Source organism: Saccharothrix sp. NRRL B-16348 (assembly GCF_001280085.1).
Classification (GTDB): domain Bacteria; phylum Actinomycetota; class Actinomycetes; order Mycobacteriales; family Pseudonocardiaceae; genus Actinosynnema.
The window spans coordinates 1-23,398 of the sequence record NZ_LGED01000007.1; the positions used below are offsets into that span (position 1 = coordinate 1).

Below are 23,398 nucleotides of genomic sequence, written 5' to 3' on the forward strand. Positions count from 1 at the left end.
CCTGGCCACCCTCGGCGACTCCCCCACCGGCAGCCGACGCATGACCGACCTCGCCGACGGCGTCGTCTACAGCCGCAGCGGACTCACCTACCAGGCACAGACCCTGGAAAAGCGGGGCCTCGTGACCCGAACACCGTCCTCCGACGACGAACGCGGCATCACCGTCACCATCACGCAGGAAGGACGCGCCGTGCTCGCACGGGTCTTCCCCGGCCACATCGCCGTCCTCGACGACCTGCTGTTCGCCGCACTGTCCCGCTCCGACATCGAGACACTCGCCGACATCCTCACCCGCGCACGAGACCACATGCGTCAGACACCACCGCGGTCCGCGGAACCACGACGACGCAAGAAAACGACCGAAGCCGACCAAATCCCCTAGAACCCAACCCACGGTTCGTGAACGCCTGCTGTCCACCCCGTCCGCATTCCGCTGGACGGGTGTCCTCCGCCGATCGCCCTCCGCCAGGCCTGCCCGCCGGTCCACGGGTGGACCGGCGGGCAGGCGTCGGGAGGGTCAGACCGCGCGGAAGCTGCCGCGCTGGATGAACGCCCAGCTGTCGTAGACGGGATCGCCCGTGTCGGCGATGGCCAGCCGCAGGGTGTTGGGGACGCCGGGGTGCACCGGCGCGCGGCAGCGCAGGGTGGTGGTCATCCCGTCCGCCTGGGCGTTGGTGCCACCGCCGGTGTTGTCCCGGAATTGCAGGGTGTTGCGGAGGTGGTTGATGGCGTTGACCGTCGCGGGCACGCGCTCGAAGCCCTTGTCGACCACCGCGCAGTTGACGCCGTTGACGAAACCGCCGAACACGTCGTTGTACTGCGAGTCGACGTACTCCAGGTACTCCTCGGACGCGAACACGAACGAGAACTCCACCGTCGACGTGGTCGGCACGAACGTGACGTCCAGCCCCGCGGTGTCGTACGTCGTCCCGCCCGCGATCGCGGACAGGGCGCTGTCACCCGGACCGCCGGTCAAGGTGCCGTAGCCGGACTGGGAGTTCGGGCCCGGCGCGCCCGACGCGGTGCCGGTGCTGAGCACCACGCCCTTCTCCAGACCGATGGAGCCGAACGGCGCGGTGAACTCCGCCACCTGGGAGCCGCCCGACGCCGTGGCCGACTGGATCGCCACGCCGGGGCCAGCGAGTAGCGTCGCGAGGTCGGCCGCCGGGCGCCCGGTGATCGTCCAGCCGTCGGGTTCGCAGCCCGGCACGGTCTTCTTCAGCAGGTTCTGCTCGAACAGCTGCGTGGAGAACTCCACGCCCTCGCCGATCTCCTTGCCGAACATCTCGACCTCGAACTCCGCCAAGGCGTCCACGGTGAAGTCCAGCGAGAACCCGCAGTCCTGCGTGCCGACCGTCGCCGTGATCCCGGGCGCGACGCCGACGCCGAGTTCGAATCCGCCGTAGAACTCGGCCTCCAGCGTGGCCCGCAGTTCGGCGCTGAGGTTCACCGACGCGTCCGGGCCGGTGACGGTGTGCGTCAGCGGCGTGCCGGTGGACGTGGTGAACGGCTGGAGGTCGGCGTTGCGCAGCCGGAAACCCAGGGAGACCGTCTCCGACCGGGTCGTGCGCACCCCGATCGACGCCTCCGCGGAACCGGTGACGCCCAGGCCGAGCTCGAACTCCGGCTCCACGTACACCGGCACCGGCCCGATGGTGAACAGGAAACCGCGGAACTGCTGCTCGAACAGCTCGTACTCGCGCGAGAACAGCTCGTACGCCCCGGTGACCGACACGTCGGTGACCATCGACGCGCCCAGCTCCGCCTCGAAGTCCACCTCGACACCGGAGAACGGTCCGATCTTGGCCCGCAGGTCGAGCCCGGCGGACAGAGTCAGGCTGCCGGACACGCTCGCCGACGCCGACACCGCGTCGTCGGGGTTGCCGTCGACGCCGTCGACCTGGAGGTCGAACGGCGCCGTGACCGAGCCGGTGATCCCGGACGCGGTGACGTCGGCCGCCGAGGTGACGGGCACCAGGTCGATGCCGCCGTCGTAGGTGCCGCGCAGGACGGCCTCGTCCAGCGCCGCGGGCACGGCGGTGGCCGTGACCACGCCGCCGGACTCCGCCAGCGCGGTGACCCGCCGCAGGAAGCCCGAGGGCGCGCCGGGAGTCGGGCCGGACGCCAGGACCTGCCCCACGGACAGCCCGAGCCCGGCGGCCGTGCCGGTGAACGTGACCGTGTCAGCACCCACCCCGGTGACGGCGCCCGCCACCGGCGGGGTCAGCACCTCCAACGCCGGGTCGAGCACCACGGCGCCGGTGTAGTAGGCGAACACGTCGACCACGATGTGGGTGTCGCCCGCGTTGTTGTAGACCGTCACCGCGCCGGTCGGGCCGAGCTTGACCACGACCAGGTTCGGCCGGGTCTCGCCGGGTCGCACGTTGAGGTCCGACGCGAGCGGGCGCGCGCTGCCGCCGGGGAACGTGGTCAGGTAGGAGGCCGCGGTGGGCGCGGTGGCGGTCAGGTTCAGCACGACCGCGGTCGGTGGCACCTCCGAGTCCGTCCCCGGCACGCCCGCGCGCCCGGCCACCTGCACGGTCCGCGTGCCGCCCGCGGTCAGCGCGCCCGACGGCCGGGTGTCCAGCAGGCGGGCGGGTGAGACCCGGGTCAGGCCGGAGCCGGTGTCGGGCACCGAACCGTCGGTCAGGTAGCCGCCGACGTCCACCACGAGGTGCACCGACCCGGCGTTGTTGTACAGCCGCACGGCGCCGCCCTCGCCGACCGGGACGATCACCCGGTTGGGCACGGTGTCACCGGGCACGGTGTTCAGGTTGGAGGCGAGCGGCCGGGTGCCGCCCGCGGGGTAGGCGGTCACGTAGGAAGCCGCCGTGGGTTCGGTCGCCGTCACGTTCAGCACGACCGCCGACACCCCGGTCTCCGGCACTCCGCCGACCTCGGTGACGTCCAGCGCGACGGCTTGACCGCCGCCGACGGCGCCGCCACCGGTCCGGGTGTCCAGCAGCCGGGCGGGTGCCAGGTCGACCAGCATGCCGGTCGGCGTCGCGCCCTGCGGCACGACGTAGGCCTGCACGTCGGCGATGAGGTGGGTGGCGCCCGCGTTGTTGTACAGGCTCACGGCACCGCCGGCGCCCAGGCCGACGGTCACCAGGTTCGGCGTGGTCTGGCCGGCGACGACGTTGAGGTTCGAGGCCAGGGGCCGCGCCTCGCCCGCGGGCCACGCGGTCACGAAGGTGCCCGCGGTGGCCTCGGTCGCGGTCACGTTGAGCACCACGGCCGTCGCGTTCGCGGGCACGCCCGCGGTTCCGGCCACCACGATGGTGATGCCCTGCCCGCCACCGACGGGCGCCGCCGCACCGCCCCGCCCGAGCCCGGTGCGGGTGTCGAGGATGCGGACCGGCGCGACCGCGATGGTCGACCCGCCGTCGTCCGCCGCCGCGGGTAACGCCTTCGCCACCCGCGCGGTGGGCTCCCGATCCGGCACGGTCGGCGGTGGCCGTTCCGCGAAGGCCGGTGTCCCGCTGATCCCGAAGACCGCGATCAGGGCGCACACCAACGCCGCACGTCGCTTTCGCATGGCACTCCCCTATGTTTCCCGGAAATCCCCGACCTGTGCCTGGGAACATCGCGCACCCGACCGGCCCGTTACCGATCACGGGAAGTGAGGAAACGACCACCGAAAAGTGCGACCACGATCAACCGAAAGCGTTGCCACAGTGCGCATTCCGCAGTTCTCGGGAGAAGTGCACACGCCGGCTTCTAGTCGGCCACGAACACCTCGCGTTGGGCGGCCATGGCTTCGAAGGCGTCCAAACTGGCCTGCCGTTCCTTCGGGAGTGCGGCCAGCATCGCGTGCAGCAGGGCTGAGCACAGCACGGTCGACGCCGCGTGCGAGTCGAACGCGAAGTGCGAGCTGACCGGCGCGGTCAGCACCAGGTCGGCGTGTTCGGTCAGCGGGTTGATCGGCTGATCGGTCACCAGCACGGTCCGAAGGCCGACCCGCCTGGCGAAGGTCAGCGCGTCGCGCATCTCACGCGGGTAGCGCGGCAGCGCGAACGCCAAGGCCCAGTCCGCCCCGGCGTCCACCGCCCGGAGGAGCCCGTCCTCCATGAGCGAGCCGGGACAGTCCAGCACCCGCACGTCCAGGTGCGCCTTCGCGGCGAAGTAGCCGAACAGGTGGGCCAGCGGCGCGGACACCCGCAGACCCAGGACGGGGAGCGGCTGGGAGGCGGCCAGCGCCCCGGCCGCCTCCCGCAGCGGTCCCAGGTCGGCGAGGCCGTCCCGCAGCGACCGCAGATTCCTGATCTCGGTCTCCACCAGGAGCTGGATCTCGTTGAGCTCTTCGGCGGGACCGTTCGTCGTGGGGGTGAGCACGAGCGACCGCACCGCGGCGCGGAACTCGGGGAACGTCTCGAACCCGAGGGCGAAGGCGAACCGGGTCACCGACGCCTGGCTCACCCCCACGCGTTCGGCGAGGTCCACGGTGCCCAGGTACGCGGCCTCCTGCGGGTGTTCCAGTAGGTATCGGGCGATCCGCCGCTGGGCGGGCGACAACCGTCGTCCGCCCAGCAGCTGCCGCAGAGCTGTCGAGTCCATTGCCGCTCTCATCGTCCGGTCCGGAGGGGCAGGAGGGTCAGGAGGCGAGCCCCTGCTCCTTCAGCCACTCCAGCGCCACGGCGTCCGGGTCTTCCTTGTCGTTGTCCACCTTGGCGTCGAGCTTGGTCAGCTCGTCGGTGGTCAGTTTGTCGTTGAGCACGGCGAGGGCGGCGACCACGGTCGCACTGGCCTTCGACTCGTTGATCAGCGGCACCACGTGCTGCGCGGGGACCAGCTTCTTCGGGTCCTCCAGCACCACCCAGCCGTTGTTGACGATGGTGACGTCGGTGCTGAACAAGTTGGCCACCTGGATGTCGCCGCCCTCCAACGCTCCCCTGGTCAACGGGCCGCCCGCGTCGAGCGCCTTGAACTCCTTGAACTCGGCACCGTAGACCTCCTTGAGGCCCACCAGTCCGACGAAGCGGGTCTTGTCCTCGGCCGGGCCGCCGAAGACGAGTTCCGCGCTGTGCGCCTTGAGGTCGTCCAGCGTCTTGAGGCTGTACTTGGCCGCCGTCTCCTTGGTGACGACGTAGACGTCCTTGTTCTCCGCGGCCGCGTAGGGCAGCACCTTCAGCCCCTTGGGCAGCACCGGGCCCAACGCCGCCTGGACCTCTTCGGCCGCGCTCTGCTTGGCGTTCTTGTCCAGGTACTGCAGCAGGCTGCCCTGGTACTCGGGCAGGGCGTCGATGTCGCCGCCCTGCAGCGCGGGCACGATGATCTCGCGCGACCCGAGGTTCTCCTTCACCGTGGCGTCGATCCCCTTGGCCTTCAACACCCCCGCGTAGAGGTGGCCGAGGATGACGTTCTCGCTGAAGTTGGCGGTGCCCACGGTGAGGGCGCCTTCCGACGCGGTGCCGGTCTGGCTGCTCTGCGGGTCCAGTGAGGTCACACCGCCGGAACACGCCGTCATCACCAGGGCGAGGCTCGTCAGGATTGCCGCTGTGACGAGATGGGGCTTCATCGAGTGCTCCTTCGGCGTTGCAGTGCGAGTCCACGGGGCGTGAGTGCCCGTTGCAGCCCGCTCAGGGCCAGGTCGAGGGTGATCGCGAGGACCGCGATCAGCACGGCTCCGCCGAAGACCTGGGCCAGGTCGTTCTGCGCGAAGCCGTCGAACACGTAGCGGCCGAAGCCGCCGAAACTGATGTAGGCCGCGATGGTCGCGGTGGCGACCACCTGCACGACGGCCAACCGCACGCCGTTGAGGATCAGCGGGACGGCCAGCGGGAGTTCGACCTGGAACAGCACCTGCCACCCGTTCAGGCCGGTGCCACGGGCCGCGTCGCGCACGTCGTGGTCGACCGCCGCCATGCCCGCGTAGGTGTTCGTGACGATCACCGGGATGGCCAGCACCACCAGCGCCACGTAGACCGGCCACAGGTTCAACCCGCTGACCAGGAACACCAGGATCACCACGCCGACGGTCGGCAGCGCGCGACCGAAACTGGCGAGGTTGATGGCGAGGAACGCGCCCTTGCCCGTGTGGCCGATCAGCAATCCGATCGGCAACGCGATGAGCACGGCGACCACTGTGGACAGCAGCGAGTACTGGAGGTGCTCCAGCAGGCGCTGCACGATGCCTTCGGGACCGGACCACCGGGTGCCGTCGGCGAACCAGCGCGCCACGTCGGCGATGAGCTGACCCATGGTTACCGCCCCCTCCTGGTCCACGGCGTCAGCGCGTGCTGGACGCCGACCAGCGCCAGATCGGCCACCAGCGCCAACAGCAGGGTGAGCACCACGCCGGCGATGACCGGCACCGCGAAGTCCCGCTGGAACCCGTCGATGAACAGCTGGCCGAGCGCGCCGTGCCCGATGAACCCGGCCACGCTCACCAGGCTGATCGTCATCACGGTCGCCACCCGGACGCCCGCCATGATCACCGGCAGGGCCAGCGGCAGCTCGACGGTGAGCAGGGTGCGGGTGCCGCCGTAGCCCATCGCGCGGGCGGCCTCACGGACGTGCGGCGGCACCGAGGCCAGGCCCTCGACCGTGTTGCGGACGAGCACGACGAGCGTGTAGACGGTCAGTCCGAGCACGGCGGTCTCGTAGCTCAGACCGGTCAACGGCAGCAGGAGGATGAACAGCGCCAGCGACGGGATGGTGAACAGCACACCCGAGATCCCGAGCACTGCGCCCTTGAGCAGGGGGAACCGCACGGCCAGCACGCCCAGCGGCAGCGCCAGCAGCAGCCCGCACAGGACGGCGACGGCCGCGATGGCGGTGTGCTCCAGCGTCGTCATCGCCAATTCCCCGGCGTGGTCGGGAATCCAGGACCACCTCATGGCACCAGCACCTGCGCCCGGAACCGCGCCGCGCGCTCGTTGATCCGCTGGTGGCTCGACACGCCGACCACGCGTCCGTCGTCGTCGACGCGGACGGCGAGGCCCACGGGCGACGAGACGGTGGCGTCCAGCGCGGTGAGCAGAGAGGCGCTCGCGGTGAGGCCGGCGGCGACGATCGGCTCGGCGTCGGCCAGCACGCCGTCGGCGGGCAGGTGGTCGACGTGCAGCCAGCCGCGCGGCCGGTGGTCGTCGGTCACCAGCAGGACCCAGCCGTCACCCGCCCGCCTGGCCTCCGCGACCGGCGTGGACACGGTCACGGTGGTGACCGGCTCGACCGGCACGTCGGCCAACGACGTCAGCGAGAGCAGCTTCAGACCGCGCTCGGAGCCGAGGAAGTCCGCCACGAAGTCGTCCGCGGGGTGCGCGAGCAGTTCCGCGGGTGTGGAGAACTGGACGAGGTGGCCGCCGGTCTTGAAGATCGCGATCCGGTCGCCGAGCTTGACCGCCTCGTCGATGTCGTGCGTGACGAACACGATCGTCTTGTGCAACTCGTCCTGCAGGCGCAGGAGTTCGTCTTGCAAGAGCGTGCGGACCACCGGATCGACCGCGCCGAAAGGCTCGTCCATCAGGAGGACCGGTGGATCCGCGGCCAGCGCCCTGGCCACGCCGACGCGTTGCTGCTGGCCGCCGGAGAGCTGGTGCGGGTACTTCCCTCCCAGGTCACGGGCCAGCCCCACGGTGTCGAGCAGCTCCACCACGCGGTCGCGGACCCGTTTGCGGTCCCAGCCCAGCAGGCGCGGCACGGTCGCGATGTTGTCGGCGACCGTGCGGTGCGGGAACAGGCCGGACTGCTGGATGACGTAGCCGATGTTCCGGCGCAGGGTGGAGGCGTTGACGTCCCGCACGTCGCGACCGTCCACCCGCACCTGCCCGCTGGTCGCGTCGATCATCCTGTTGATCATGCGGAGCGTCGTGGTCTTGCCGCAGCCCGACGAACCGACGAGGACCGTGAGCTGCCCCTCGGGGATCTCCATGTCGAGTTCGCGCACTGCCGTGGTTCCGTCCGCGAACTTCTTGTTCACGGCCTCGAAACTGATCAAGACGATTCACCTCTTGTCATGTGTGAATGCGTTCATGCATGCTCTGGTCCACGCCGAGCAGTGTCAAGGGGCCGAGCGCCACACTTCACCTGCCCGTAACGGCGCAACGGTGCGCCCGTCCGCAAGACGAGGAAGGGCGGAACAATGCACCCGGACGTTCCCGATACGCTGCCCACCCCCGATCCGATCGTCCTCAACGGACAGACCATGACGAGTGCCGACGTGGTGCAGGTCGCACGCTCGCACGCCCCCGTCGTGGTCGACGGCGGCGGCAGGCGCCGGGTCGAGGCGTCGTGGCACGCCGCCCAGCGGGTCGTCCTGCGCCGGCCGGTGTACGGGCGCACGACCGGGGTGGGCGCCAACCGGTCGGAGACCGTGGACACCGACGACCGGCCCGGTCACGGGCTGCGGCTGCTGCGCAGTCACGCGGGCGGGTTGGGCAAGCTGCTCCCCGAGGAGTACGTGCGCGCGATGCTCGTGGTCCGGCTCAACCAACTGCTGGCCGGAGGCGCCGGGCTGCGCCCCGCCGTGGTCGACGTGCTCGCGGACGCGCTCAACGCCGGTTCCTTCCCCGCGGTGCACGAGTTCGGCGCCATCGGGACCGGCGACCTGACCGCGTTGGCGGAAACCGGGCTCACACTGCTGGGTGAACGCTTCTGGCTCGGCACCGGCGCGCCCCCGGAACCGATCACCCTCGACTCGGGCGACGCGCTGGCGTTGATCAGCAGCAACGCCCTCACCATCGGCATGGCCGCCATCGCCTGGCGCGAGGCGCACCAACTGCTCTCCGCCGCGCACGTCGTGACGGCACTGTCCTTCCTGGCCGTCGACGGCTCGCACGAAGCGCTCGCCGAGCCCGTGCACGTGGGCAGACCGCACCCCGGCCAGGTCCGCGCCGCCGCCGAACTGCGCCGACTGCTGGGTGAGCCGATCAACCCCGCCGCCCGCATCCAGGACACCTTCGGCTACCGCTGCTTCCCCCAAGTGCACGGACCCGCGCTGGACGCGACCGCCGACCTCGGCCGGGTGCTCGAAGTCGAGATCAACGCGGCGGCCGAGAACCCGTTGATCCGCGCGGAGGACGACACCGCCTACCACCACGGCGCCTTCCACAGCGCTTACCTCGGCCAGGCACTCGACCGCGTGCGGCTCGCGTTGCTGCACACCGGAACGCTGTCCGCCGCACGCCTGGCGAGCCTGGTGGAGCCGAGGTTCACCGGGCTGCGACCGTTCCTCGCGGACGGTGCGACCGGCAGTTCGGGCGTGATGATCCTGGAGTACAGCGCGAACTCCGCCCTGGCCGAGATGCGCAGCCTCACCGAAACCCCGAGTCTGGGCAACGCCGTCGTGTCGCGCGGCCTGGAGGAGCACTCCAGCTTCGCCTTCCAGTCGGCCCGCCAGTCCCTGGGCTCGCTGAACGCGTTCCGCCTGGTCCTCGCCTGCGAACTGGTGGCGGCCCTCCGCGCACTGCGCATGCGCGGCCTCGCACCCAACCCCGACACACCCCTGCGCACCGCTTACGAACTCGCGGCGGCGAGGCTGAACCCGATCATGGCCGACCGTCAGCTGAGCCCCGACGTCGAGGCCGCCGCGGCCCTGGTGGACGAGTTCACCGACCTGTAGGCGCCTTGCGCAGGATCTCCTCCAACTCCAACCTCACGGGCTGCACCAACCTCATCCGCGAGGCCGGCTGGACCCGGGCTAGTCCGGTACCCCGATCGGGCCGCTGCGGTCGGGACGGGCAGTCGCGGGCACGATGTTGTGCCACCGGTCGAACACGTTGTCCGGGTCGTACTCGGCCTTGACGTGCCCCAAGCGCGCGTAGTTCGCCGCGCCGAACCCGGCCACGACGCGCTCCCTGCCCTCGTCGCCGATGAAGTTGAGGTACACCGCGCCCGTGCTCCACGGCTGGAGGGCGTCGCGCAGGTCGCGCGCCCACCGCCGGGCCCGCTCGTCGTCGGCCGGGTTCTCCCACATGCCGAACGGGTGCACCACCCACGGCATGTCGCGGTGCCGCATCGGCCACCCTGTCTCCCTTGCCACCGCACCGCCCCACGGCACCAGTGCGTGCTGCGAGGGCGACGGGCACAGCATCTGGTACGCGCCCGCGCAGAACCGCCGCACCGCCTCGTCGGGCAGTTCCGCCAGGTATTCGGCGGACCAGTAGTTCCGGTACCCCGGCGGATCGTCCAGCATGCACTGCAGTTCGGTGTACGGGATGTCGGACAGCACGGTCGACGCCGGTCCGATGTCGGTCAGGGGCGCGACGAGTTCGCGCAGTTCGGCGACCGGCCCGGCGTAGGTGACCAGGACGCCGCAGCACAACCGCCCGACCATGCCGGGCGGCACGAACTCCGCCGGCGGCCCGGTCATGTAGAGCACCCCGCCGCCCACCTCGTCCGGCGCGCCGGCCACGAGGTCGCGGAACCGGGTGGTGGCGGCCTCGCCCTCGTCGTGCGGCCAGAGCAGCAGCGCGAAGGAGAACTCCGGCAGGGGGTGGAGCCGGAACGTGAACGACGTGGCCACGCCGAAGTTGCCTCCGCCGCCGTGCAGCGCCCAGAACAGCTCCGGGTGGTCGGTCTCGCTCGCGGTGACCGTGCGGCCGTCGGCCAGCACCAGGTCGACCGACAGCAGGTTGTCGCACGCCAAACCGAACTTGCGTTCCAGCCAGCCCGAGCCGCCGCCCAGGGTCAGCCCGGCCACCCCCGTGGTGGACACCCGCCCGCCGGTCGTGGCCACGCCGTACGCCTGCGTCGCCCGGTCCACCGCCGCCCACGTCGCACCGCCGGCCACCACCGCGGTCCGCGCGTCCGGCGCGACGGTGACCGAGTCCATGCCACGCATGTCGATCACCACGCCGTCCTGCACGAGGCTCGCGCCGGCCACGCTGTGCCCACCGCTGCGCACCGCCACCGGCAACCCGGAGCGCCGGGCGAACCCCAGGGCCTGTTTCACGTCCTCGGTCGTCACACACCGCGCAATAGCCGCGGGCGAGGTCTCGATGGCGCCGTTGAACACGGCCCGCGCGGCCTCGAAACCGTCGTCCTCACGCGTGAGGACGGTGCCGCCGATCGCGCCGCGCAGGGCAGAGAAGTCCGTCATGGTCCAACCTCCACAAGTCGGAGCGGACCCCCAGGCATGTCCAGAGTGGCCCCCTCGCGGCCCCTTCGGATCGGGTAGGAAGTCCTGTTCGCGCAGCGCGTCCGAGTGCTCGCGCCGGGTGTTCGGTCTCGTGTCCCAACCGACGGATTCACTTCACCAGGTCCGTGGGCAGGGCGTCCAGGCCGGGTGCGCACAGGTGTAGCACTTCGTAACGTTCCGTGGCTGCCCGTCCGGTGCGACGGCGTCCTCCCGCAGGAGGAACCTCATCCGCCAAGGTCTGGCGGGGCGGTCGGGCGGTGGTGGCGGGGGTTCAAGCGATTTCCACGTGAGTTCGGGCAGTGGACCGCTGGCGATGTCGAGGTCTGCGCGGGCGGAAGCGTAGAACTCGTTGCGCAGTCGCATGGCACTTCGGTAGGCGTTGGCGAACGAGGACGAGTTGTCGGCACCAGACCGACCCGCGCCCGGTGCAGTGCAGCAGGCAACGCACGCCCATGCCGATGACCGGACTTCTCCCTTGGCCGGGGCGTCACCGCCAACGGCACAGTTCTGCCGGGGGACGCCCGCCTCAGGCGCGGCGGTCCCGACCCGAACGACCGCGGCTTCACACCGGTTCGCCGCTTGCCGGGGGCGCGGTGAGTGGTCCGAGCAGGTCGGTGGTCGACAGTTGGTGGAAGTGCCGGGCCCAGTCGAGCGGAGTCGCGTCGAAGCGCTGGTCGCGGAGGTCGGGGTCGGCACCCAGGTCCAACAGCCGACGCGTGAGCTCGACGTCGCCGGCCATAGCGCTGTGGTGCAGTGCGGTCTCCCATGCCTGTTCGACCGGCGCGTCACCGCGGCCGTAGGCGTTCACGTCGAAGCCGAGCTCCGCGAGCAACGTGACCGTCTCGATGGATGCGTGGGCCGCCGCCCACACGATGAGCCCGGGGCGGCTGCGGCGGGCTTCCGCTACGACGTCCGGATGCTCGGCGCGGAGTAGGTCGAGGGTGGACCGGTCGGCGCTGAACGCCGCGGCGATCAGGTCGCGCACGGGATCGGGGCCGGGTGGCGTCGCGCCCTGGGTGACGAGGTAGTCGGCGATCTCCATGTCGCCGTTGAGCCGGGCCAGCTCGACCGGTGTCTGGCCGTCGCCTGGACTCCACGCGGGCCCGTCGCCCTCGAACGGCGAGTGGAAGTCGACACCGTGCTCGACCAGCAGCCGCACGCGGGCGGGTTGGTGGTGCTCGACCGCCCAGCGGAGCTGAGTGCGCAGCATCTGCGCGGGTTTGTCCAGCTCAGTGATCCGTGTCTTCCACGGGCCGCCGTCGCCGGTGCCGAGCCCGTGGTCGAACAGCAGCTCCAGGTGCGAGTCGTCCGGCTCGAACATCCTGTTGTACAGGGTCTGGGCGTCGTTGGGGTCGGCGCCCGCCTCCAGCAGCAGCCGACCCAACGCCCGCCAGTGCGGGTGGCGGGGCTGGCGTCGTCGGCCGAGTTCGCCGTGGCCGAACACCCCGGTAAGCAACGTGAACGGCGACGGCAGGCCGTCGAAGAGGTAGCCCTCGTCCGGGTCGGCGCCGGCGTCGAGCAGTTGCCGGGCGACCGTAAGCACACGCTCGGCCGACACGCCTTGGTCGAATCGCGAGTAGACGAGGTAGAACAGCGGCCGCCACCGGAACGGGCCACCGCGCTCGGCCACCCGCCGAGGCTGCTCCGCGAGCAGCCGACCGACGTCGTCCGGGCGGGCGGCCGCCGCGGCGGCCCAGATGTCGCGGGTGGTCAGGTCGGGACGCTCGGCCAGCAGCCGACGGGCCTGCGCCCAGCGTTCCGGCCCGTCCTCACGACTGTAGGTCAGGCAGGCGAGGCGACAGAACTCCTCCGCCGGGCCGGCCGCGGGCGCCGCGCCGAGCTTGGTGTCCCAGCCGTGTTCGGCCACGGTGTCCAGGTATCGCACGAGCCGGGGCCAACTGGCGAATCCGTATTCGCGAGCGACGACCAACTGCGCCGCGCTGAGCCGGAACCCGCCGGCCTGGTCGGGCAGGACACCGGGGTGGTGACGGGCCACCCGTGCGGCGGCGTCGGGGTCACCTGCCCGGACGGCCCGCTGCAAGGTACGGGCCTGCCGGCGGAAGCCGTCGAGGTGGGGACGGTCGGGCATGCCCAGGGTCGGCACGATGATCTCCTTTCGTCTGCCTGATGTCCGCTCGGTCAGGCCGAAAGGAGAGCGCTGGTGACACGTGGTGCACGCGCCAGGTGGGCTGAGCCCATTCCCGCGGACCGGTGGCTTCCTGGCAGCCGCCGCCACTCTAGCCCAGAACCCGTCCAGGGAACGGATGTGCGCCGTTCAGATGACCTGGGCAGCCTGGCTGCGAAGGTCAGAACCAACCGCTCACGGGAAGTCGGATGTGCCGAGCGCCCCGACCGTGTGACCCTGGCGACGTGCTGCTGAAATTGACGGGGTCGAGCTGTTCGGGCAAGTCCACGCTCGCCTTCGCCGTGGCCGACCGGCTCCGGGACGTCGTCGTCCACGATTTCGACGAGGTCGGCGTGCCGCGGGACGCCGACCGTCACTGGCGCCACCGCATCACCGAGCTGTGGGTACGCCGCGCACTCGAGTACCAGGAACGCGGACTGGACCTGCTGTTGACCGGACAATCCCCACTGGGCGAGATCCTGGCGGCCCCCTCCGCACCGAAGGTGGACGGGATCGCGCTCTGCCTGGTCGACGTGGACGACGAAATCCGCCGGGTCCGGCTCGCCCACCGCGACTCCGGCCGGTGGGACGCCTCGGCGGTCGACGCCTTCCTGGGCTGGGCCGCCTGGCATCGCGGACACGCCCGGGACCCTCGTCACCGCCCCGAGGTCATCACCGGCGACAGCGCCCCGGACATGGTCTGGCACCGCTGGACCGCCTGGACCGCCGGCGACCCCAGGTGGAGCACCCACATCCTCGACACCACCGACGAACCCATCGCCCAGTCCGTCGACAAGATCGAACAGTGGGTGGTCGAACAGCGCGCCGCACACCGATCCGACCGGCTTCCCCTGACGCTCGGCTGGGTCGATCAAACACACTCCGGATGACGTGGGGTTCAGCAGCGTGGACTGCCCTGTCAGCGTGTGCTGGGCCCCGATCACCTCCCTGGTGGCACTGCGCGACGCTGGAGACGGCACCCCGAACTGTTACCGGCTCTCGGCGGCCTCGCCGTTGTTAGCCTGAGTTACTTGATCGGGGACGGACCGGTTGGCTGGAGCGGGCATGGGCATGGTGGAGCGCAGGCCGTGGACTCGACGAAGTGTGCTGGGCATGATGGTCGCGGCCCCGGCAGTGGTCGGGATCGGCGGCGTCGCCGAGGCCGCTCGGCGTGCGTACCCGACGTTCGACCTCAAGGCCGATTTCGGTGCGGTCGGTGACGGCAGCCATAACGACACCGGCGCGTTTCAAGCCGCGGCCGCGGCCCTGAGCAGCGCGGAGAACCGGGGTGGCACGCTCGTCATCCCCGCGGGTACCTACAAGGTGGGTGGGCAGGACAAGGGCGGCGTGCCCTACTACTCCCCGTGGGAGATCTTCAACGCCGAAGGCTTGGAGTTCCTGGACATTCAGGGCAACGGCGCGACGATCCGGCTCGCGAGCGGCCTGCACTACGGCGCGTTCGATGCCCAGGGTAGGCGCATCCCGTTGAGTAGCAACGAAAGCGAGCGCGCGGCGATCGGCGCCATGATCAGGCTCGCCGACTGCGCCAACGTGACGATCAGTGATCTCACGCTCGACGGGAACAACGGCGCATTGGTACTCGGAGGTGGATGGGCGAACTCCGAGGCCGACGCGGTCAACGGCATTCAGGCGATGGCCACCGGGATCTGGCTGGACCGATGCACGAACGTCATCGTCCGCGACGTGCGCACGCACCACCACGGCCTCGACGGGATCACGATCCTGCACCGGCTGCGCAGGCCCGAGGCGCGCAAGCCGCACCTGCTCGAGCGAGTCACCTCCGACCACAACGGCCGTCAAGGACTGTCGTGGATCGGCGGGTGGGGCCTGACCTGCCGGGACTGCTCGTTCAGTCACACGGGCCGACAGCCGCACGCGGGCGCGCCGGGAGGATTCGTCGCGTCGAAACCCGGTGCCGGACTGGACATCGAGCCGAACCGGGGCGCCGCGCACGAGATCACTCGGGAAGGCCGGTTCGAGAACTGCGAGTTCGTGAACAACATCGGTCACGGCGTCGAGGCGTCCAACGGCGACAGCCTGGACAACACGTTCGCGAACTGCGTCTTCTGGGCCGTGTCCGACACCCGGTGGACCACCATGGGAGGCGCCGAAACCGGCGCCGGACACGCTGTCTACATCGCTAAGCCGGGCGTGAGGTTCACCGACGGGACCAGGTTCCACGGTTATTTCGAACGGGTACACGGATCGGCCGACCCCGCTGCGGCCACCGCTTTCACGAACTGCACGATCGAGGACCGGCTCTGGACGAACGGCCGCGTGCACCGCAAGGAGTACCTGTTCTACGCGCAGCCCACCGGCGTCGGCGTCACCTGGACGAACTGCTGGTTCAACGCGCGCGCGTCCAGAACCGTGCACATCACGCACGACATGCGGTTCGTCAACTGCGGTTTCACCCACAACCGGAACGACCTGGCAAACGGGACGTTCCAGGCGTTGTTCGAGAACTGTCGCATCTCCGGAGGCAAATTCCTCGAAACCGATCTCGTCACCAAGGACTACTACATCCGGCTCGTGGCGAACGTCGTCGTGGCACCCGGCACGCGCGCCACGACGGTGGAGGGACTCAGGATCAGGTGGCAGACACCCGTCACCGGTCCGATCGGCACGATCACGCCCGGCACCTACCCACAGCTCTGACACCCGTACCGGACAACCGGACGCGGACGCGGTCAGGCCGAGAGCCTCTGCCGGGTTTTCTCGCTTACCCAGCCGATTCGTCCGTAGCGCTTGCCAGGGCGCGATTGTTCAGCACGGGATAGAAAACCAGCGTCACCAGGATGAGAAAAACGCCACTGGCGACATACGAGACCTGGACGGCGAACACACTGGCGAGAACGCCGCCGAGTGCCGCTCCAACCGGCCCTCCGATCATGACCACCAGCCTACTCGACGAGAGCACCCTCCCCAAGAGTTCATGAGGCACGATCCGCTGGCGCAATGTGCTCACCACGACTTTCTCCGCAGTCATCAGCGCACCGGTCACCATCATCATCGTGGCCGCAACCCACACATTGGCGACAAGTCCCAGAACCAGAATGGCCACGCCCACGCCGGCTTTGCCCACGATCATCACCGTGCCGGGGCCGAATCGCTTGCCGGCGGCCGCGGCGGCCAGTCCCCCGACCGTCGCGCCGACCGCGGTGGCCGTCAGCAACAGACCGAAACCGAAATCCGGAAGTTCGAGGACGTCCTTGGCCAGCAGCGCGAGCATCGCGAACTGAGCGGTGACGGCGACGTTGCCGAGACAGGAAACCATGGCCAGCACCCGCAGGGTGCGGTTCCCGAACAACCAACGAATGCCCTCGACGATTTCGCTCCGCATGCTCTTGCGCGGAGGTTCGGACGTCTTCTCAGGCTTGGCGTCCGCCCGGATCGAGAAGATCAACAGGCCGCTGGCAGCGAACGAGAGAGCGTTGCCCGCGAACGGCAGGGTGTTCCACACGCCGAACAGCGCGGAGCCGAGCGGAGGCCCCACGAAGTCCTCACCGTTGCCCTCCGCCGCGACGATCCGCCCGTTCGCCGTGGCCAGGCTCCGCGGATCCCGGGACACGAAGTCGGGAATGGCCGACTGGGCGGCGATGTCGAAGAAGACTTGGCCGATGCCCAGCAGGAACGCCGCGAGCACCAGCCACACCAGGTTCACCTGCGCGGTCAGGATCAGCACCGCGAGAACGACCAGGACGGCGAACCGGCCCAGGTCGGCCCACACCATCACCCGCCGGCGGTCCAGCCGGTCCACCACGACACCGGCGTGCAGCGACAGCAGCACCCAGGGAATCTCGGCGGCCATCACGACGAAGCTCAACGCCATCGGGCTGCTGGTGCTCTGCAAGACCAGCAGGGGCAACGCGGCTGCGTGCATGCCGGTACCGATGGCCGACACGAGCGTGGCGCCGAAGAGTCTGTGGAAGCGACTGCCCAGCCTCACCTTGGCGTCGTCAGATTCCTTCGTGGGCACTGCGAGAATTCCTCCCGTCAACACTCCGGCAACAGACCATGACCCTCACCGCTCTTGATCGGCCTGGCGCTGGTAGTGGGCCTGTCCGGCACGGTACTGATGCCGTCGGCGCCACTCCGACCAGCGCAGGCAGTCCGGGTGTAGGCGCGCAGCAGGTCGTGGAGGCGGTAGCGGCCAGGGCGGCTTTGACGGAGCGTCCGCCGTAGTCGAGTTTGCCGTCGTTGGCGGCGAGTTGTGGGGCGAAGAGGTCGGCGGTGGCGTCGTGTCGTCCACCGCGAACGCGTCCGAATCGACGAAATCCCGAGCCGACAACGCCAACCGCCGCCGCACCTCGACGTGATCCCACGTCGAGGTCGTCACGAACTGCTGGTGAACCACCCCGAGACGCTCGCCCATCGGGTGCTCGACGCGGGCGGCGGGGTTAGTACGCCCGCTTGGAACGTCGGGTACTCCGGCGGCGGCGTCCCGCTGGTGGCGGCGGTGGGTGTCGCTCGGTGCTCCGGCACGCACGCGGCCGCGCTCACCAGCACGGCACGTCGGGTGATGGTCACCGTCCCCCCTTGGCCCGCCAGCCGGGCAGCTCCCGTGCCACGGCGAGGAAACCGGGCTCCAGCACCACGTCGTGGTCCACCTGGACGACCTGCCACGACAAACCCTCGCGGCCCTTCTCCCGCGCGGTCACCACTCGGACCTCGCCGTCGACGGAGTACCGGTCCGCCACGCCGAGCGCGGAGACCAGGTCGCCGAGCGCGACCGGCTCGCCAGCGGCGAGCGCCGGACAGGCGGCCATGATCAGGTCACCGAACTCGTCGGTGAGCTCACCGGCCTCGCTGCGCACCGGGACGTGCAGCATCCCGTCGGCGGCGGGCAGCGGGTCGAGCCGATCCGCCGCGCCCCAGCCGATCCAGCCGGTGTCGCGGATCAGGACGAGGGAGTTTCCCCCGCCTGCCCAGCGGACGAAGAAACCGTCGCGCTCGACGAACTCCTGCTCGCGGTGGAACGCCATCTCCCGCGCGGCCCAGACGTCGCCTGCGGGCGACGCGACGACGCAGGAGAGGTGGCACAGGCCCGCCGGGACCCACCCCTCCGAGCCGTCCCCTGCGAGGAGGTAGGGCTCGAATACGTGGTCCTGGCCTGTCAAGCCGAGCACGACGCCGTCGCACGCACCGCATCGGTCGACCAGACCCGGTCGTCGGCTCAAGGTCGGTACCCCACCAGGTAACCGTACTCGTTGATCATCGGTTTCGGCGGTGCGCTGACGAACGTGTCGCGCTTGTAGTAGGTCACCGCGCCGCTCCAGTCGATGACCGCCTCGACCCGGTCCGGGTGCGCGGCCGACAGGTCCTTGCCGAAGTGGCTGCGGTCGGTCTTGTAGACCGGGTGCGTGTGCGCGCGAGCACGTGCTCGTTCGGGCCGAGCCTGCCGAAGCTCACCGTGGTCTCCTTGCCGATCACCGCCCTGAGCTGCCCGGTCTGGCTGTTCTGGATGATGCCGATCTCCTTGCCGAGGTACCGGGACGCGTCCACGATCGACTGGACCGGCACACCGCGGCCGAGCGACGAGTTGCCCCGTCGTGCGAGTTTCGTCGGCGATGCGACCGCTGGAACCGGACACGTCCTTGCGGTTCACACCGTTCTGACCCGGCTGGGCGCCCGTCATGCCGCGCGACGGAGGGTTGTTGATCCCGCCGGACGGGGCCGGCTTCGTGCCCGCGGGGTCGACGAACACCGTCGGCCGGTTCGCCGCGTAGGCGTGCAGGTTGTACCCGCCGTTGAACCCGGTCGGGTCCTCGCTGATGAACCGCTGCAGGGTCGGGCTGTAGTAGCGGGCGCGGTTGTGGTGCAGCCCGGTGCCGTCGTCCACACGGCCGGTGAACCGGCGCGTGTTGCCCCCTCGACGCCTCTGACCGAGGCGTTGCCGTACGGGTCGTAGGTGTACTCGACCGACAGCGCACCCGTGTCGTCGGCGAGCGCGACCACGCTTCCGAGCGGGTCGGCGAGGTACCGCGACCTAGCGCCGCCTTACGCCGACCAGCAGCGGACGACCGCCGGCCCGAGAAGCGACCACGGTGGAAGGCTGAAAGCGACTCGCGCCGACGTGCTGAGCGTGGAGCCTACGCACACCGGCGGTTCGTCAGTGAAGATCGGGGCAGTCGGGCTCGGCACTGTTCCGGCCGCACTTGTCAAAGGACGCAGGAAACTCCGAGTAACGATCACGGAACTCGATCGGACAAGCGCGGCCCAACGCTACTCATCTGATCGAGTGACAATCATTCACCTGTTCAAGTCGAGTCAGGTCACCGATATGTCAACATCGTTCCTTTCGTGGTCGAGACCGTACGATTCCGCCCGGGAGTCGAACATGGGAGGGCGCATGGGCGAACAGCTCGATTGGTGCGAGGCGTCGACCTCCGCCGTCGGGTATCTTTTTCAACTCCCCAAAGCCCTGTTCTGCGTCGAGTAACTCCGATCAGGGCCGGACTGGAGTGTCGCGGTGGAAGCCGGTGACGACATCGAGGTGAGCCACGAGCAGGGCCGCCGGGTGGCCATGTCCTCGCGATGGCGGTCGGCCCTTCGCCGCCGAGTCCGGCCAGCGGGGCACCCGGCCACGAGCGAACGCCTCCTCGAACCGGTCCAGGTCACGGGACTGTTGGGCAGCGTCGGCCAACAACAGGAACCGGTGGTAGTCCACCAGCATCGGGTCGATCGCGAGCAGGTAGAATCCGGGACGTGACCTGCTGTCCTGCCAGGCGCCACTGCCGCCCGCGCGGGTGAGTGCGCCGCGTATGTGCTTGGCGTAGGTCTGAATGGTGGACGCAGGTTTCTTGGCCTGTTTGCGTTCCGGGTTGTCTGGCGACCACAGACAGTCGATCAGCGTCCCGACGCTGACCGGTCTGCCCGGGGACAGGGCCAACACGGCCAGCATTCCCGACACCGTCCAACAGCCGGATCTCCACCCGCCCCCTGCTGGGAGGCTCGACCTGTCCGGGGTGTGGCAGGAGGTCGGTCGGGCGAATCCGCAACCGTGCGGACGTTCACCCGTGCGGATGTGGTTTGTCCCCGGTTCTGCACGGGGGACCTGCATCCTCATCTCTACCGGCGGTCGGTCGGTGACTTCGCGTCAGCTTGAGAGTGCGCATGCAGTCGATGCGGAAGGCGTCGGAGGCCGACATGCCGGTGAAACCGGGCGCGGAGGAACCTTCGCCAGGACGTGTCAGCGTCGTGCTGCGGCGCAGGTGGTATTCGTAAACGCTTGAGCAGGCGCCGTACAGCCGAGGCAGCTACCCGATGGCCGAACTCGAGCAGCTCGCCTCGGACTTCGAGATGGTGCACACCGATCACGCAGCCCTTGGTCGATCATCCTTCTGTCGCAAGAGCGATGATCGACCAAAGGGCTGCGTGGATCAACCGGAGTGTCCGCCGCCAACCGGGACCACAAAGCCGAACTCAAGCTGGTTCTCCGCTGCTCTACCAGCGACGATGACTTTCGAGCGGCACACGCTACGTCGCTTCGACGATGCCGGGGAGGCGTGCGATCACGCCAGGGATGAGCACGGCGTTCACGTTTCCCAACGGCACCCAGGCGGCAGGCTCCGACGCTCCCACCCGGTGGATCGAGACCCGGTTGTCGGCGATCCGCACGTCACTGATCGCGCTCCACGGCAGGGTTCCCCCTTGCACGTCGACGCCGCCCTGGCGCACCGACAAGCCTCCCACGTCAACGGTCTCGCCCCGGCGGACCCGGTCGGCCAGTCGGGCGACCAGCCGTGGTTCGAGGTGACTCTGCGACAGACCCACGAGGAACGCCCACGCGGCAGGTGGTGCGGAGTCCTTGCCGTCGGTGAGGAACTCCAGGTCGATCTTGTTCCCGAACGTTGCCGGGTACGCGCCGACTGAGAAGTACCAGGCGGTTTGACGCGAGCCGAGGCCGAGGAAGCGCTTCGTCGTGGCGGGGGCGCTGAGGTACCGGATCCACTCGGCCCGGTCGAGCTCGATCGACCGGGCGCCGTAGGTGATCGCCCGGGCGTCGGCGTGCAACCGCCTGGATTCGATCTCGGTCTCGAAGGACTCCCCCGGACGGTCGGCGGTGGCGAGGTAGTCGGTGAGCCAGGCAGGCACTCGGTCGCGCGGGTAGGCGCCCAGGTCGTTGCGGTAGTGCTCGGGAGCCAGCAGGTCTTCCTGCGGGAACGGCTGGTCGCCGTAGTCGTAGTCCACCGTCGTCTCGCCGAGGTGCGTGACGGTCAGCGACAGGCGCCACCACGGCCCGGCCGGCATCCGCGCCGCGACCTCGCGCTGCTCGCGCACCAACGCCATGACAGACTCCGGCGCCGCGACCGCGTCGTCGGGCTGGTCGGTCCAGAACCGCACCCGGCCCGCCTCGGCGGACACGGTGACCACGAACACCGCACCCAGCCGCCGCCATCCCGGCGGGCCGAACCGGGCCAGCTGCTGGACGATCGGCTCGATCAACCTCGACGCCTGCTCGGCGATCGCCTCCTCGGGCGGGGCGTCGACGATCGTGAAGCTCTGGATGGCACCTTCCTCCTCGAGCTGCATGGCCGCCCACTCGATGTCGATCATGCTGTTCGCGGCGCGCTCCTCGGCGATGAACTCGTCCACCGCCTGCCCGGGTGGGACCGAGCTCGACGTCTCCTTGATCCTCCCCCAATCACCTACCAGGAACACCGACCGACCCACCGGAATGTCCAGGAACGCCATCGGGTCGCTCTCGTCCACCTCAACCGGCGCGTACACGCTCCACCCGGCTTCGAAGCGGTCCGCGACCAACTCCTCGGTCGGGTAGTCCAGCCGACGGGACCTGATCCACTGCACCACCAGCGCGATCGCCGCCTGCGCGTCCACGACGGCCGAGCCCCCGTCTCCGCGGTCGCCGCTGGTCACCTCGGGGCGATGAGGCTCGTGGAACGGGTAGTCCTCCTCCGGGTCCTGCGCGGCGAACACCGCGCCGAGCCAGTCGTCCTCGAAGGCCATGCCGAGGCGGTTGAGCACACGCCGGTAAGCGGCCGTGGCCGACGCGTCGAGGTCGATGGATTCCAGGCGGCGCCGCTCGGCGTCGAGCGCGATGCGCAGCAGGGCCTGCGTGTCCCGGTCGTCGGGTGACGGATTCGCCAGCAGCACGTCCAGGAAGTCCTCGGCGGCGTCCTCGGCCGCGAGTCGTCGCAGGGCGTCCAGGTCGGCGTCCCGCAGTTCGGTGCGGCGCACCGCGACGAGCCGCGGGAACAGGTCGGTGACACCGCAGGCGCGCCACCGGGACGCCTGCCGAACGCGGTCGGCGATGGTGTCGAACAAGCGGTTCACGGCATCCGCTTCGGCGTCGAGGTCCTCGAGGTAGTCGCACAGCGCCTCGCCCGGGACGAGCAGCCACCCCGCGGTGTCGGCGTCGGGCAGGCTCGCCGGGTCGATCGGCGGCCAGGTCCGCCACACCGCGGTCGCCCCTCCGCCGGCTTCGTCGTCGTCCCACTCCAGGAAGTCCATCAAGCGCCGCGCCGACCGGGAGTCCGGACGTCGGGCGACCAGGTACCCCGGCCCGCCCAGCAGTTGTCCCAGCTCGCGCAGGCGGTCGGTCAGCCAGCCGGAGAAGTCGCGCTCGTGGAGCAGGGCCTCCGCGAAGGCTTCGACGGCCTGGTGGTCGTGGGTGGCGGCACGCCGGGGTGGGCGCGACCGGACGAACCGGCTGAAGTCCGGGCTGCTCTGCCCGGTGTAGCCACCTTCCTCGGTCGGCTGGCCCGCGCCGAACCAGAGGCACGCCTCCTCGAACCGCGAGCGCGCGTCCTCCGCCGGTCCGCTCGACGACACCTCCTCGACCTGCCCGTACCTCCCGACCAGGAACACCGACCGCAACTCCGGGCCGGGCGAGTCGTCCGCCGGGTCGGGGTCGGCGACCATCACCGGCGCGAAGACGCACCAACCGCCCCAGAACTTCTCGGCTTCCAGTTCCTCGGTCGGGTAGTCCGACCCTTCGGACCGGATCCGCCCCGACACCAGGGAGATCGCCTGCGCCGCGTCCATCGCCCACCCTTCCACGCGTCGTCGGCGGTTCCGTGGCGAACCGCACCGGAGTCGACCGTCGCCAACCTAGTGTCCTGCGTCTGAAGTTCGTTGATGAATTGTAGGGTTGTCGGGTGGCTCGTAGGGGTCGGCCGGTGGCCGTGGTGGTGTTGACGGACGAGGAA

Annotated in this window: 18 protein-coding genes and 2 pseudogenes; 5 read left to right on the top strand and 15 right to left on the bottom strand. The window is 70.0% G+C overall.

Annotated elements, in window-relative coordinates; genetic code table 11:
* On the top strand, window positions 1–382 hold a 382-nt coding region (locus ADK67_RS03330; protein ID WP_053714890.1), incomplete at its 5' end, for a MarR family winged helix-turn-helix transcriptional regulator.
* 135 nt (window positions 383–517) lie between these two features.
* Here ADK67_RS03330 and ADK67_RS03335 read toward each other — a convergent pair.
* The 6 genes from ADK67_RS03335 to ADK67_RS03360 form a co-directional block, all read right to left on the bottom strand.
* Window positions 518–3,538, bottom strand: a complete 3,021-nt coding sequence (locus ADK67_RS03335) for a choice-of-anchor L domain-containing protein (RefSeq protein ID WP_157619876.1) — start codon at window positions 3,536–3,538, stop codon at window positions 518–520.
* A gap of 182 nt (window positions 3,539–3,720) precedes the next feature.
* A complete protein-coding gene (locus ADK67_RS03340) occupies window positions 3,721–4,557 on the bottom strand; it encodes a MurR/RpiR family transcriptional regulator (RefSeq protein WP_082403181.1) in 837 nt (278 codons plus the stop codon).
* A 37-nt stretch (window positions 4,558–4,594) separates the two neighbouring features.
* Window positions 4,595–5,518, bottom strand: coding sequence for an ABC transporter substrate-binding protein (locus tag ADK67_RS03345; RefSeq protein WP_053714893.1), 924 nt, complete (start codon window positions 5,516–5,518; stop codon window positions 4,595–4,597).
* A complete protein-coding gene (locus ADK67_RS03350) occupies window positions 5,515–6,201 on the bottom strand; it encodes an ABC transporter permease (protein ID WP_053714894.1) in 687 nt (228 codons plus the stop codon). Before ADK67_RS03350 ends, ADK67_RS03345 begins: the two co-directional genes overlap by 4 nt.
* 2 nt (window positions 6,202–6,203) lie before the next feature.
* The gene (locus tag ADK67_RS03355; protein ID WP_053714895.1) at window positions 6,204–6,839 is read right to left on the bottom strand and encodes an ABC transporter permease; all 636 of its coding nucleotides are present in this window, start codon (window positions 6,837–6,839) and stop codon (window positions 6,204–6,206) included.
* Window positions 6,836–7,939, bottom strand: coding sequence for an ABC transporter ATP-binding protein (locus ADK67_RS03360; RefSeq protein ID WP_053714896.1), 1,104 nt, complete (start codon window positions 7,937–7,939; stop codon window positions 6,836–6,838). The genes ADK67_RS03355 and ADK67_RS03360 overlap by 4 nt, the downstream gene beginning before the upstream one ends.
* A 207-nt stretch (window positions 7,940–8,146) precedes the next feature.
* On the opposite strand from ADK67_RS03360, the gene ADK67_RS03365 reads away from it, so the two are divergent.
* The gene (locus ADK67_RS03365; RefSeq protein WP_231647992.1) at window positions 8,147–9,562 is read left to right on the top strand and encodes an aromatic amino acid ammonia-lyase; all 1,416 of its coding nucleotides are present in this window, start codon (window positions 8,147–8,149) and stop codon (window positions 9,560–9,562) included.
* 78 nt (window positions 9,563–9,640) lie between these two features.
* On the opposite strand, the gene ADK67_RS03370 is transcribed toward ADK67_RS03365, so the two are convergent.
* Together ADK67_RS03370 and ADK67_RS50400 are read right to left on the bottom strand one after the other, a co-directional pair.
* Entirely contained in the window at window positions 9,641–11,041 is a 1,401-nt protein-coding gene (locus ADK67_RS03370) for an FAD-binding oxidoreductase (RefSeq protein ID WP_053714898.1), read from the bottom strand.
* Window positions 11,042–11,642: 601 nt separating this feature from the next.
* On the bottom strand, window positions 11,643–13,184 hold the full coding sequence (locus tag ADK67_RS50400) for an ankyrin repeat domain-containing protein (RefSeq protein ID WP_053714899.1): 1,542 nt from the start codon (window positions 13,182–13,184) through the stop codon (window positions 11,643–11,645).
* A 323-nt stretch (window positions 13,185–13,507) separates the two neighbouring features.
* Here ADK67_RS50400 and ADK67_RS03380 point away from each other — a divergent pair, with 323 nt between their 5' ends.
* Both ADK67_RS03380 and ADK67_RS03385 read left to right on the top strand, forming a co-directional pair.
* Window positions 13,508–14,095 carry a hypothetical protein gene (locus ADK67_RS03380; protein ID WP_197289257.1) on the top strand — a complete coding sequence of 196 codons (588 nt, stop codon included), beginning with the start codon at window positions 13,508–13,510 and terminating at the stop codon, window positions 14,093–14,095.
* 175 nt (window positions 14,096–14,270) lie between these two features.
* Complete coding sequence (locus ADK67_RS03385; RefSeq protein ID WP_082403183.1) at window positions 14,271–15,884, top strand: right-handed parallel beta-helix repeat-containing protein; 1,614 nt, start codon at window positions 14,271–14,273, stop codon at window positions 15,882–15,884.
* A 64-nt stretch (window positions 15,885–15,948) separates the two neighbouring features.
* Here ADK67_RS03385 and ADK67_RS03390 read toward each other — a convergent pair whose 3' ends face one another.
* From ADK67_RS03390 to ADK67_RS03400, 5 genes and pseudogenes are all read right to left on the bottom strand, one after another.
* Window positions 15,949–17,205 (bottom strand): MFS transporter, encoded by a 1,257-nt coding sequence (locus ADK67_RS03390; protein ID WP_231647993.1) that lies wholly within the window; start codon window positions 17,203–17,205, stop codon window positions 15,949–15,951.
* A gap of 252 nt (window positions 17,206–17,457) precedes the next feature.
* Window positions 17,458–17,604 (bottom strand): annotated as a pseudogene (locus tag ADK67_RS55250) (IS701 family transposase); the annotation flags it as partial.
* Window positions 17,562–17,756, bottom strand: a complete 195-nt coding sequence (locus tag ADK67_RS50405; RefSeq protein ID WP_157619877.1) for a hypothetical protein — start codon at window positions 17,754–17,756, stop codon at window positions 17,562–17,564. The gene ADK67_RS50405 and the pseudogene ADK67_RS55250, both read right to left, overlap by 43 nt.
* Window positions 17,753–18,355 (bottom strand): hypothetical protein, encoded by a 603-nt coding sequence (locus ADK67_RS03395; RefSeq protein ID WP_053714902.1) that lies wholly within the window; start codon window positions 18,353–18,355, stop codon window positions 17,753–17,755. The genes ADK67_RS50405 and ADK67_RS03395 overlap by 4 nt, the downstream gene beginning before the upstream one ends.
* Window positions 18,356–18,402: 47 nt before the next feature.
* A pseudogene (locus ADK67_RS03400) lies at window positions 18,403–19,086 on the bottom strand (RHS repeat-associated core domain-containing protein); the annotation flags it as partial.
* A gap of 51 nt (window positions 19,087–19,137) precedes the next feature.
* Between ADK67_RS03400 and ADK67_RS50410 the strand changes: the two are divergent.
* Window positions 19,138–19,668, top strand: coding sequence for a hypothetical protein (locus ADK67_RS50410; RefSeq protein ID WP_157619878.1), 531 nt, complete (start codon window positions 19,138–19,140; stop codon window positions 19,666–19,668).
* Between the two features lie 6 nt (window positions 19,669–19,674).
* On the opposite strand, the gene ADK67_RS03410 is transcribed toward ADK67_RS50410, so the two are convergent.
* Both ADK67_RS03410 and ADK67_RS03415 read right to left on the bottom strand, forming a co-directional pair.
* Window positions 19,675–20,130 carry an AfsR/SARP family transcriptional regulator gene (locus ADK67_RS03410; protein ID WP_053714905.1) on the bottom strand — a complete coding sequence of 152 codons (456 nt, stop codon included), beginning with the start codon at window positions 20,128–20,130 and terminating at the stop codon, window positions 19,675–19,677.
* 575 nt (window positions 20,131–20,705) lie between these two features.
* Complete coding sequence (locus ADK67_RS03415) at window positions 20,706–23,234, bottom strand: hypothetical protein (RefSeq protein ID WP_053714906.1); 2,529 nt, start codon at window positions 23,232–23,234, stop codon at window positions 20,706–20,708.
* Window positions 23,235–23,398: the final 164 nt, after the last annotated feature.

Excerpts from the sequence above, each read along its gene's own strand:
- ADK67_RS03335 (WP_157619876.1), bottom strand. The coding sequence starts at position 3,538 with ATGCGAAAGCGACGTGCGGCGTTGGTGTGCGCCCTGATCGCGGTCTTC.
- ADK67_RS03355 (WP_053714895.1), bottom strand. The coding sequence starts at position 6,839 with ATGAGGTGGTCCTGGATTCCCGACCACGCCGGGGAATTGGCGATGACG.
- ADK67_RS03370 (WP_053714898.1), bottom strand. The coding sequence starts at position 11,041 with ATGACGGACTTCTCTGCCCTGCGCGGCGCGATCGGCGGCACCGTCCTC.
- ADK67_RS03385 (WP_082403183.1), top strand. The coding sequence starts at position 14,271 with ATGGGCATGGTGGAGCGCAGGCCGTGGACTCGACGAAGTGTGCTGGGC.
- ADK67_RS03365 (WP_231647992.1), top strand. The coding sequence starts at position 8,147 with ATGACGAGTGCCGACGTGGTGCAGGTCGCACGCTCGCACGCCCCCGTC.
- ADK67_RS03410 (WP_053714905.1), bottom strand. The coding sequence starts at position 20,130 with ATGCTGGCCGTGTTGGCCCTGTCCCCGGGCAGACCGGTCAGCGTCGGG.
- ADK67_RS03415 (WP_053714906.1), bottom strand. The coding sequence starts at position 23,234 with ATGGACGCGGCGCAGGCGATCTCCCTGGTGTCGGGGCGGATCCGGTCC.
- ADK67_RS03350 (WP_053714894.1), bottom strand. The coding sequence starts at position 6,201 with ATGGGTCAGCTCATCGCCGACGTGGCGCGCTGGTTCGCCGACGGCACC.
- ADK67_RS03340 (WP_082403181.1), bottom strand. The coding sequence starts at position 4,557 with ATGGACTCGACAGCTCTGCGGCAGCTGCTGGGCGGACGACGGTTGTCG.
- ADK67_RS03345 (WP_053714893.1), bottom strand. The coding sequence starts at position 5,518 with ATGAAGCCCCATCTCGTCACAGCGGCAATCCTGACGAGCCTCGCCCTG.